Raw genomic sequence first — 11454 nt, 5'->3', positions numbered from 1 at the left:
CTCACAGACGATTCCTCGATTCAGATAAGGGCGACTACTGCCTACCATCACTTCTTCGCAACGCGTCGACATGGCCGTGGGCACACCATGCCGTGCCCACGGCCATGTCCGAGCGTATTGGCCCTGCACAGCGTCAAGGTTCCGCTTCGCCGGCCTGCGCTGCGCGCAGCCCCCCTTGACCCTGTTCCGGGCCTCAATGCATCGGCTCGACGTCGGCCATCGGCTTACGAAGAATCTGATCGGAAACAGCGGAGGCCATTATGGTACTTGATGTCAAGTTCCACTCAAAACGTCCTTGGGCCCGCGGGGTATCCAAGGGCGTATTACCGACGAATGACCACACGAAATTCGCGAGCGAACCGTGTTCCGCCTGGATGCGCTGCACCGCGCGAGCGTTAGCGACGGCGGCCGAGATCTTCGCGCGATTGCGGATGATGCGGGCGTCGAGCAGCAACCGGGCAGCGTCGTCTTCGCTGAAGGCGGCCACCCGGTCGATGTCGAAGTTGTGGAACAGGGTCCGGTAACCCTCACGCTTGTTCAGTATCGTCAACCATGACAGTCCGGCCTGCGCGCCTTCCAGTACGAGCATTTCGAAAAGATGACGATCGTCATGGGACGCAACACCCCATTCCTCGTCGTGGTAGCGGGCGAGTGATTCGGTCGTTACCCAGCCGCAACGGTGCGGCTCGGCGCTGTCTTCTGGGCGGCTGTTCTTCGGGTTTGTCATGTCGGATTCAGGGAGTGCAAGGTTGGCGTTCGATCAGCATAGGCGGAAGGACTGGTGGAGAACAGTCGGCCGATTGGCCTGGTTCTCGGTCAACGGCCGCGCATGCACGTTTCTAGCGCGGGGAGACCGGTTTGCGATGGCTCCCCGGACGCATCGGTATCCGAACAGGCATACGTCCGTTGCCGACGGCACAGACCCGTGGCAGAGGGGGGCGACGAGTGCCCCGACACGCTGGTTGTCCGGCGGCGTTTCAGGCCGCATAGCCCGTTCGGCTGAGTGGCGGCGTGCCGGTCGTGCCGTTAAGCTTGCGGACATGACTACTTCAACTTACACACATAAGTACCTGATCGGCGTCGACGGCGGCGGCAGCGGTACGCGCGTTGTCCTGGCGGGCACTGAGGGCATCGAACTGGCACGTGCGACGGGCGGGCCGTCAGGCTTGGCGCTGGGCGTCGAGCGTGCGTGGGAGGCTATCGAAGCGGCGTGTTTGCGTGCGTTTGACACTGCGGGACTGCCGTTCGAGTGGAGCGCATGTTCGCTTGGCTGTGGCCTCGCCGGCGTGAATCACGCGGGTTGGCTGGCGCAGTTCCGTGCCACCGCGCCGCAAGGATGCGCGCTTGCCGTCGAAAGCGACGCCTTCACCACATTGCTCGGGGCGCATGGAGGCGAGCCGGGCGTGATCGTGGCGCTGGGAACGGGCAGTATCGCGGCGTCGCTGGATGCAGGCGGTCAGTTCGAAATCGCGGGCGGTTATGGTTTTCCGAGTGGCGACGAGGCGAGCGGAGCCTGGTTGGGCTTGCGGGCGGTCGTGCATCTGCAGCATGTGCTGGACGGCCGGGCGCCTGCCGACGACTGGTCCGCGGCGTTGCTCGCGTGTACGGATGCGACTGATCGGGACAGCCTCGTCGTATGGCTGTGCGCGGCGAATCAAACGGATTATGCGGCGCTGGCGCCAACGGTTTTCGAACACAGAAAACATCCGTTCGCGGCTCGCCTGCTTGAGGAAGCGGGGCGTGAGATCGTAAAAATGGTGTCGGCGCTGGACCCGGATCAGGCACTGCCGGTCGCATTGTGCGGCGGGTTGGCCGAGCCACTGACTCCGTTCGTTCCGGACGAACTTCGTCGCCGCCTGCGTCTGCCGCTGGCGGACTCTGCTGCGGGCGCTCTGCAACTGGCACGCCACGCCGCGAGCCGAAAATCGGCCCACGAGGGCTAAAATGCGAAGTTCCTAACGGCTTAAAGGAAAGCGCTTCCCATGTATTCCATCATCGCTACCGATCTCGACGGCACCTTGCTCAACAGCGACCATCAGGTCGACCCGTTCACCGTCGAAACGGTCCGCGAACTGGAGGCACGCGGTGTGCGTTTCATCATCGCGACGGGTCGGCATTATCGCGATGTGGTCGGGATTCGGAACGTGCTCGGCATTGACGCGTATCTGATCACATCGAATGGCGCGCGCATTCACGCGCCGGACAACGAGCGTATTTACGCCCGCGACATCGCTCCGGCGGCAGTGCGCCGTCTTGCCCAACCAGATCTGGCGGGAAGCGAGCGCGTGATCGTGAATCTCTTTGCCGACGACGCCTGGCTGATCGACCGTCACGCGCCCGAATTGCTGGCGTTCCATCAGGATTCGGGCTTTGACTACGACGTAATGGACCTGCGGGAGCACGACGGCGAGAACATTGCGAAGGTGCTGTATATCGGTGAGCCGGACGATCTCAAGGTAACTGCGGCGAATCTCGAACGTGAATTCGGCGATTCCATCTACGTCACTTATTCCATGCCGGATTGCCTCGAAGTGATGACGTCTGACGTCTCGAAGGGGCGAGCGTTGCAGTTCGTGCTGGACCGGCTTGATATTGACACTGCGCATTGCGTCGCTTTTGGCGACAACATGAACGACATCGATCTGCTCGAAACCGCAGGCCGGCCATTCATGATGAACAACGCAAATCCGGCGCTGATAAAACGCCTGCCGAATGTCCCGCGGACGGGCAACAACTTCGAGGCCGGCGTTGCGCATCAATTGCGAGCGTTGTTCGGCATGAGGGACGAGGTCGCCGCGCCGGCTCGCGCTGACGAATAGAGCGGCGAAGGCTACAGGCGCCGGGAACAACTGAGACCATAACCCAATGAGGGGGGCGGCCAACATCGGAGCGGTAGCCCAACCCGTAGTAAAAAAAGGAGCGACTTGACCAGCCGCTCCCTTCGCTCGAACAACCGCTTCAGCCCGGCGGTGCGGCGGCCGTCGCGCTTAGGTGAGCACGCCTTGCCAAGCTTGGCCTGCAGCTTCTCACGCCGTGTGCGGGCGCCCCGGGCAGGGGCGCCCAACGGATTGGCCAGCGTCTCGCACTGGTGCAGGATGTGAAACACATCGCCGTGACGGGGCGTGTCGCCCCAGGCGGTTTTTTGTCCGGCCCGCAGGCCTAGGGCTGCATCGGCACTCGTGTAGTCGGGAGCGAGCCCCCGCGTTGAAGCGTCGAGCAGGTGAACGCCCCAGGTGTCGGCGTCGGGATGCTTTTCGGCCGCTAGCAGGTAACAGTAGGTCGACGGCGCATCGGCACCGAAGAGCACGGGCGTCGCGCCCTGGAAGAGCTCGTCGTGCCGGAGTCACTTCTGGCGGCGAAAAAAGCCCCGCTCGCCGACGCGCGGGCGTCTCTTGGATCGGGCGAACAGACGCGCTTTTCAGGCTCATTTCCGACCTTCGCTTCTCGTGCCCGCCCGGGATAATCCTTTCATCGAAAATCTCATTGAAAGACGCCATGAACGCTTCCGTCGAGCTTCCCGACTCGAACCTCTCCGCGACCGACCCCGATTTCGAGCAGGCACTCGCCGAAGTTCGGACGGCGGCGCTGGAGCATCATCGGAACGGCCGGATAGACGAGGCGGAGAGCCTTTACCGCATGGTCCTCGATGCGCGACCGGGCGACGCCGACATCAACTACAACATGGGTGTGATTGTCTACGGGCGCGGGCAGTACGCCGCGGCCGTTCCCTACTTCGAGGTAGCCGTTGGCGCGAATCCGAATCAAGGCCAGTATTGGTCCAGCTACATAGAAGCCTTGACGAACAGCGGCGAAATCGCGGCAGCCTGGATTGTGCTGGAAATGGCACAGCAGCGCGGGATGACAGGCCCGGTCATCAATAAGCTGATCGCCGGGATAACGGCCGCCACCAAGGCGCGAGAGGTGGCCGAGCAAGCAGCTTGCGCCCCGGCGCCGTCTGTGGGCATGCCCGCGCCGGCACAGCCAGTCAAGCCGCAACCGGCTGCCGCTTCCGTTGGAGCTACCGCGAAAACCAGGCGGGGCGCCGTGGTTCCTACGCCGCAAGAAGTCAACCGGACCGTGACGCTCTATAACCAAGGGCGCGTGGTCGAGGCAGCAGCGCTCGCACGCTCGCTGACGGAGCGTTTTCCGACGCATGCGCCGAGCTGGCGGCTTTTGGGTCTCGCCATGCATCGGCTTGGCAGGATGGGGGAGGCGATCGAGCCGCTGGGCCGCGCCATCGACCTGATGCCTGCCGATCACGAGTCGCGCCGCATTCTCGCCGACTCATTGCGAGACCAGGGTCTGCATACGCAGTCCGAGGCCCATTGCCGGCTGATCGTGGAACAAAACCCGCAACATGCTGAAGCGCATCGGCTGCTAGGCATGGCGCTCCAGGCGCAAATGCGCTTTGGCGAAGCCGAAGCGAATTGTCGTCGGGCGGTCGAGCTGGCGCCCATGTCGTTGGCGGCGGGGAGCACGCTCGGCGTGATTCTCATCGACCAGGGTCTTCTGGCTGAAGCCGAGGTTGAATTGCGGCGCACGCTGGCTTTGTCTCCGGCCGACCCCAAGTTGCACGAGAACCTGTTGTTTTGCATGAGCCACAACGATAGCGTGGGCGCGGACGCGCTATTCGCCCAGCATTTGCAGTTCGGCGAGCAATGCGAGCGTCAACTGCGCCAGCGCTGGAAAAAGCATCTCAACTCCCGCGATCCGGAGCGCCAGTTGAATGTGGGGTTTGTATCCGGCGACCTCTGCCAGCATGCCGTCTCGTCTTTTGTCGAGCCGCTGCTGCCCCATCTCGCGAACGACCCGGCCTTGAAGCTGCACGTGTACTACAACCATGGGTTGCAGGATCAGACAACCCTCCGGCTCAAGCAGCATGTGCAGCACTGGAACGACATTGCGGGCCTGAGCGATCAAGCCCTCGCCGATAAAATCCGCGCGGATCGAATCGACGTGTTGATCGATTTTTCCGGGCACACTGGCCGTAACCGGCTGCTGACTTTCGCTCGCAAGCCGGCTCCTGTCCAGGCAAGCTGGATCGGCTATCCCGGCACGACCGGCCTGCAGGCGATGGACTACTATCTCGCCGATCGTTTTCTCGTGCCGCCCGGCCAAGCGGAGAACCAATTCACCGAAAAGCTTGCCTACCTTCCGGCTTGCTCGGCGTTCTCGCCCTACCCAGCCTCGCCGCCGGTCAACGGCTTGCCCGCGTTTCGCAACGGCTATTTCACCTTTGGCAGTTTCAACCGCGTAAGCAAGATTCGCCCGGCCACCGTCGCGCTGTGGGCCAAGCTGTTGCGCGCGATGCCCGACTCGCGCATGTTGCTTGGCGCCATGCCGCCCGGCGGGGATCATTCAAAGCTGATCGAATGGTTCGAAAGCGAGGGCATCGCGAAGGATCGGCTCGACTTCCGCGCTCGCTCCGAAGAGCCGGTTTATTTGCAGCAGCACCATCATGTCGACCTGTGCCTCGACACGTTTCCGTACGCCGGCGGCACGACCACCATGCACGCGACCTGGATGGGCGTGCCCACGCTCACGCAGTCTGGCGACACCATACCGAGTCGCGCTGGCGCGACGGTCATGTCCCATGCCGGCCTGTTTGGTTTCATCGCTTCTGATGAAGACGACTTCGTTGCCAAGGGTCTCGCGATTGCCTCCGACCTGAAGGCGCTCGCCGGGATTCGAGCAGGCCTGCGCGAGCAATTCCGGACATCCCCGTTGTTGAATTCGCGATTGATCGCCGACAGCTTCTCGCTCGTGCTGCGCGACATGTGGCGACGCTGGTGCGCCGGCCAGCCGGCGGCGCCGCTCGAAGTGCGCGCCACGGGCGCGCTGGACAGCCATTGATGCCGTTGCTGCAACCCTATGTGCTCCCGGAGGAAACCTTGAGCCATCCCATTCGCATCGTTGAGCCGATAGTCGACGAACGCATGTACGTCACGCAACCGCATCTTGCGCCGCTCAGCGAATTCATTCCCTATCTGGAAAAGATCTGGCAAAGCAAGGTCCTGACCAACGGTGGACCGTTCCATCAGCAGTTCGAGAAGGCGCTCTGCGATTACCTTGGCGTCAAGCACCTGGCGCTGTTCACCAACGGCACGCTCGCGCTCGTCACCGCACTCCAGGCCCTGCGAATCACGGGCGAAGTGATCACGACGCCGTACTCGTTTGTCGCGACCGCTCATTCGTTGCTGTGGAACGGCATCAAGCCGGTGTTCGTGGATGTCGATCCCAAAACGCTCAATCTCGATCCCGCAAAGATCGAGGCGGCCATCACGCCGCAGACGACCGCGATCATGCCGGTGCATTGCTATGGGCATCCGTGTGATGTTGAAGCAATCCAGAAGATCGCCGACAACTACAACCTGAAGGTGATCTACGACGCCGCCCACGCGTTCGGCGTGCAGACCGAGAACGGCAGCGTGCTGCAATATGGCGATCTCGCCGTGCTCAGCTTCCATGCTACAAAAGTCTTCAACACCTTCGAGGGTGGCGCCATTATTTGCCCGGATGCCAAGACCAAGCAGCGCATCGATCATTTGAAGAACTTCGGGTACGTCGACGAAGTGACCGTGGTCGCGCCCGGTATCAACGGCAAGATGAGCGAAATCAACGCGGCGTTCGGTCTGCTGCAGTTGAAACACATCGACGTGGCGCTCGCGCGCCGCAAGGAAATCGACGCGCGGTACAGAACGTTGCTGCGCGATGTGCCGGGCGTTCGTTGCGTGAATGACGCAGGGGAAAAAACCGCGAACTACTCCTATTTTCCTATCCTTGTCGAGAACGACTACCCGCTCTCTCGCGATGCCTTGTATCAGAAATTCCGTGACCACGAGATCATCGTGCGACGCTATTTCTATCCGCTGATTTCCGAATTTCCCATGTATCGGGGAACGCCCTCGGCGCATCGCGACAACCTGCCCGTAGCGTCTGAAGCGCTATCTCGTCACGAACGAGGCAATCAGTACACCGGCGGCGGTCGATCGCGGATCGCTGGATCGATGTGTGCACCTGCTCAAGCGCATTGCCGACGAGGCGGAGTCCGGCTACGCCGACTATGCGGCGGCCGAGGAAAGCCTGAAGCTACAGGAACCCAAGCGCATGTCCGCGCTCACGCAGCGCCTTCTCGCCGGCATCGATTACGACGATGTGCGGGCGCGACGAGTTGAGAACTTCGCGTTTCTCCACGAGAAGCTGCAACGCTGCAACCACTTCAGCTTCAAAGCTAACCCCGTTGCGGTGCCGCTCTGTTATCCGTATCTGGGTGCGCCTGCCGGTATGCGCGAGGAACTGCGAGCGCAACGCATCTACACACCGAGTTACTGGCCCGAAGTGGCCACGACTGAATCGATGCCGGACTTCGAGAGGACTGTGCCGGGATCGACGGTGTTCCTGCCCTGCGATCAGCGGCTTTCGCGTGCTCAACTCGACATGATGGTGCGATCTTTGTTGGACCGACGGACATGATCAACGACGAAATATTCCTCCGCGAACTCGAACGTCGCGACCTTTCCACCGTCACCGCATGGCGTGCCGACCGCGAGCTGGTTGGACTGCTGGGCGGCAGCTTTCGTTACGTGGGCAGCGAGATCGATGAGAAATGGTTCGATTCCTATCTGGCTTCGCGCGCGCAAAACGTTCGCCTCGCGATCTGTCTCAAGTCCACGGGCGAAGCGGTGGGTGTCGCCTATCTGCTGGGTATCGACTGGGTCAGCCGCTCTGCCGAATTCTCGATCCAGATCGGCGTGGAATCGGCGCGAGGCCGCGGGATCGGTGAAGCAGCGACACGCTTGACGCTCCAGCATGCATTCGACGACCTGAATCTACACCGCATTTTCCTGACGGTCCTGGCGTCCAATGCGCGCGCGAAAGCGCTCTACGAGAAAGTGGGCTTTCGTGCCGAGGGCCTGTTCCGACAGGCAGCCTATAAAGGCGGCCGCTATCTCGACGTTATTCCGATGGCCTCGCTCGCTACCGGCCGGCCAATTCCATCGTCCACTGTGCTCCCCCCCGTCAATGAATCCGATTGATCCACACCACGAAGCCGCGCTGACAACCACCGGCTGGACCGTGCTTGCGCGCCTGATTCGTACCGATCTGATCGACGCGCTCGTCGACGCACTTGCGCCGTCGCTCAGCTTGCGCGACGACATCCGGCGTCGCAACGGCGTCCTGGAAAACAGTGCCGGTACCTTGCACCATTTGCTGATGGATAGCGCATGCTACGTCGATTTGCTTGCTGAATTCAACGTGATGGAGCCGCTGTTCAAGGCATTTTTCGGCGGCAACTTTATCCTGAATTCGTATGGCGGCGTGATCAATGAACGCGGCGCGCACGCGTATGTGCAGAAGGTGCATCGCGATATCCGCTTCGGCTCCGATTCACGGCGGTTCATGCTAAACGCGCTCGTGATGCTCGACGACTTCACGCTGGAAAACGGTGCGACGCACATCCTGTCGCATTCGCAAAACCAGCCAGAAGCGCCCGACGACGACCGTTTCTACACGCAGGCGTCGCGTGCGACCGGTGAACGCGGCTCCGTGCTGCTATTCGATTCGCGCATGTGGCATGCAGCCGGCTGCAACACGACAAGCCAGCCGCGAAGAGCGCTGACACTGACGTTCACCAGCCCGTTTTTCAAACCGCAACTCGACTACGCGCGGCTGGTCGGATATAGCGATCTCGCGCGCCGGGACGCATGGTTGCGGCAGGTAATCGGCTTCAATGCGCGGGTGCCTGAATCTCTTGAAGAGTTTTATGTACCGGTCGAGCAGCGCAGTTATCAACGTGGACAGGACTGACATGACGAGCAGAGACTATAACGCGGAAGCTCGCGATCATCCCGAACACCAGTACGCGTACGAATTCGACTACCTGATGCATGCCTATATGCTGAAGACGTTCGCACCGTTTTTTGTGGGCAACGACGTGCTCGAACTCGGCTGCTTCGAGGGTCACTTCACGAAGCTGTTGCAAAAGCAGTTCGCGACTGTCGAAGTGGTCGAGGCATCATCGGACTGCATAGCGATCGCCTCCGCCAATGTGGGTAACGAGGTCAGGTTCCATCATTCGACCTTCGAGACCTTCGAGCCCGAACGGCGTTACGACAACATCTTCCTGATTCATACGCTTGAACACCTTGACCACCCCGTCGAAGTGCTTAACCGTATTGGGGGATGGCTCTCGGAGCGTGGTCGTTTGTTTGTCGCCGCACCGAATGCACGAGCCGCGTCGCGTCAGATCGCCGTCAACATGGGCTTGATCGATCATGCCGCCGCCGTGACCCACGCCGAGGCCGAACACGGCCACCGTGTGACGTACTCATTGGATACGCTCAAGGCCGACGTGCGGGCGGCGAAGCTGCGGCCGGTTACGCAAGGCGGCATCGTGTTCAAAGGCCTGGCGAACTTCCAATTCGACGCCGCGCTCAAGGCCGGCATCATCTCGAAAGAGTACCTCGACGGCTGCTTTGAACTGGGACGAGTCTACCCCGACCTCTGCTCGAGCATCTACGTGATCTCCGAACGTGGCGCCGATATCTGAATCGATACGATGAAAGTAGCCATCATGCAGCCGTACTTCTTCCCGTACATCGGCTACTTTCAGCTGTTGAAGGCGGCAGACGTCTTCGTGGTGTACGACAACATCAAATACACGAAGAAAGGCTGGTTCAATCGCAATCGCTTTCTTCAAAATGGAACGGACGCGTTTTTCAGTATTCCCTTGCAAAACGCCTCGGATTCGCTGGATGTAGTCGATCGGACAATCGCGCCGGCATTCGAAAAAAAGAAACTGCTCAATCAATTGCGTGCTGCTTACGCGAAGGCGCCACGGTTTGAGCTCGCGTTTGCACTTTTCGAGCGGTGCGTCATGCATGGCGAGTCCAATCTTTTTCGCTTCATCTTGTACGCGCTTGAACGGACTGTCGCCGAACTCGGTATCGGAACCCGGATTGTAGTGTCGTCTTCCGTGCCGATCGATCACGCGCTTCGGGGGCAGGACAAGGTCCTGGCGCTTTGCGAGGCGCTCGGTGCCACGACTTACATCAATGCCATCGGGGGAACAAGTTTGTATGGTGCTGAGGCCTTCGAAGCGCGAGGGATCGATTTGCGTTTTCTCCGATCGCGGCCCGTCACCTATCCGCAATTCGGCAACACGTTCGTCCCTTGGCTGAGTATCCTCGATGTCCTCATGTTCAATGAGATCGACACAGTCCGGGCCTTGCTCGACGAGTACGACCTGATAGCCGGACCGGTCGAGACAACGCCTGTTGCCGCTTGAATCGTTCCGGCGCGGCTACTGCTGCCCAGTGACCGAGTTATGGGGTGCCAAGATGGCGCCGCAGCGTGGAGTAGTTGCGTATTTGCGCTCCCGCAGGTTGAGATTCTCCAGCAGCGAACCGTTGCGCGGCGTGGGCGAGGATCCAGGAAGTCACGCCGTCGCAACTCATCGACCACGAAATCGTACAGCTCCTGCCGCGTGGCCAGCACCGGCCCTGCCAGCGCCAGGATGTCATGGCTGAGCCGCTGGGCGAGCCAGCCCACGTCACGGGCCAGCGCATGCGCCTGGGCTCCGGCCTGACGGACGCGCGTGAGCCCGGCGGTGCGGCGGCGGTCGCGCTTAGGTGAGCACGCCTTGTCCTATTGCGCGTAGATGGACTTGCGGCTCACACCGAGCTGCGCGGACACTTCACAGATCGGTTCCGATTCCACCAACGCCTGAATGGCCAGTTTTTTGCGTTTCCTCCTAGGCAGCTTCAATGCCGCGCCAGTGGATCGACGCATGCACGCACCACGACTGAAAAAATGGGCTGCCATTATCGACCGTCGCGACTTCATCCGGCGCCGCGCGTGTAACCCTCAACTGAATTCCCCTGTACCTCATAAGTAAAAAGTAAATCGACGTTTAAAACCCTGGCGAGCCTTAAGCCCATTCCATTACACACAAGTCTGATGCTCAAGCTCGCGTACGTATCTGATGCCAGCAGCGAAGTCCACCACTCGCTGCATGCCTTGCCAGATGGTTTTGACGCCAGGCTCGCCGTCGCCTTTGCGCGCGAGGAAGCCGCCGAGCATGGCGACGAGCCGTACTACTTCGTTCAGCCGCGGCGGTTTGTCGGGCGGGGTCTTCTTGTTGAGGATGAAGGCGGCCTTCCATTCATCGGGCTCGAACAGCAGTCCGGCATCGAGGTCCGGGCAGGTTCGGCCTAACCGCATGAGACGAGCGATGCGCCACGCCACCACCATGAACACCGCCAGCGCCCGCTCGATGCGCTCGATCGTGCTCAGCTGTAGCGCCTCGACTCGGCAACCGTTCTTCAGCACATGAAAGAAGGTTTCCACCTCCCAGCGGGCGCGATACCAATCGATCAACTGCGCGGCCTCGGCCAGATCCGGCACGTCGCGATTGGTCAGCAATCGCCATTCAATCGGCGTCACGCCGGCGGG

The 11454-nt window shown here is 61.1% G+C and carries 9 protein-coding genes and 2 pseudogenes; 9 read left to right on the top strand and 2 right to left on the bottom strand.

Translation table 11 applies throughout. From position 1 onward, the window contains the following. Positions 1–226 precede the first annotated feature (226 nt). A pseudogene (locus BSU04_RS14625) lies at positions 227–727 on the bottom strand (DNA-3-methyladenine glycosylase I); the annotation flags it as partial. A gap of 313 nt (positions 728–1040) precedes the next feature. Here BSU04_RS14625 and BSU04_RS14620 point away from each other — a divergent pair. The 9 genes and pseudogenes from BSU04_RS14620 to BSU04_RS14575 all read left to right on the top strand — a co-directional run bounded on the left by BSU04_RS14620 (position 1041) and on the right by BSU04_RS14575 (position 10288). Continuing rightward, on the top strand, positions 1041–1943 hold the full coding sequence (locus tag BSU04_RS14620) for a BadF/BadG/BcrA/BcrD ATPase family protein (RefSeq protein ID WP_089161274.1): 903 nt from the start codon (positions 1041–1043) through the stop codon (positions 1941–1943). A gap of 39 nt (positions 1944–1982) precedes the next feature. Next, positions 1983–2819 (top strand): Cof-type HAD-IIB family hydrolase, encoded by an 837-nt coding sequence (locus tag BSU04_RS14615; protein ID WP_089161273.1) that lies wholly within the window; start codon positions 1983–1985, stop codon positions 2817–2819. Positions 2820–3495: 676 nt separating this feature from the next. Further along, entirely contained in the window at positions 3496–5853 is a 2358-nt protein-coding gene (locus BSU04_RS14605) for an O-linked N-acetylglucosamine transferase family protein (RefSeq protein ID WP_089161271.1), read from the top strand. Positions 5854–5936: 83 nt separating this feature from the next. Beyond that, positions 5937–6944, top strand: a pseudogene (locus BSU04_RS14600) (DegT/DnrJ/EryC1/StrS family aminotransferase); the annotation flags it as partial. A 163-nt stretch (positions 6945–7107) separates the two neighbouring features. After that, complete coding sequence (locus BSU04_RS14595) at positions 7108–7473, top strand: hypothetical protein (protein ID WP_089161270.1); 366 nt, start codon at positions 7108–7110, stop codon at positions 7471–7473. Continuing rightward, a complete protein-coding gene (locus tag BSU04_RS14590) occupies positions 7470–8036 on the top strand; it encodes a GNAT family N-acetyltransferase (RefSeq protein WP_089161269.1) in 567 nt (188 codons plus the stop codon). Before BSU04_RS14595 ends, BSU04_RS14590 begins: the two co-directional genes overlap by 4 nt. Continuing rightward, positions 8023–8808, top strand: a complete 786-nt coding sequence (locus tag BSU04_RS14585) for a phytanoyl-CoA dioxygenase family protein (protein ID WP_089161268.1) — start codon at positions 8023–8025, stop codon at positions 8806–8808. The genes BSU04_RS14590 and BSU04_RS14585 overlap by 14 nt, the downstream gene beginning before the upstream one ends. 1 nt (position 8809) lies before the next feature. Continuing rightward, positions 8810–9550, top strand: coding sequence for a class I SAM-dependent methyltransferase (locus tag BSU04_RS14580; RefSeq protein ID WP_089161267.1), 741 nt, complete (start codon positions 8810–8812; stop codon positions 9548–9550). Between the two features lie 9 nt (positions 9551–9559). After that, on the top strand, positions 9560–10288 hold the full coding sequence (locus BSU04_RS14575) for a WbqC family protein (RefSeq protein WP_089161266.1): 729 nt from the start codon (positions 9560–9562) through the stop codon (positions 10286–10288). A 656-nt stretch (positions 10289–10944) separates the two neighbouring features. Here BSU04_RS14575 and BSU04_RS14570 read toward each other — a convergent pair. Then, positions 10945–11454, bottom strand: a 510-nt coding sequence (locus BSU04_RS14570; protein ID WP_144021241.1) for an IS4 family transposase, incomplete at its 5' end; no start/stop codon positions are given.

It is taken from the genome of Caballeronia sordidicola (assembly GCF_002220365.1).
In the GTDB taxonomy this organism is placed as follows: Bacteria; Pseudomonadota; Gammaproteobacteria; order Burkholderiales; family Burkholderiaceae; genus Caballeronia; species Caballeronia sordidicola_C.
This window is presented reverse-complemented; position numbering and strand designations above follow the sequence as displayed.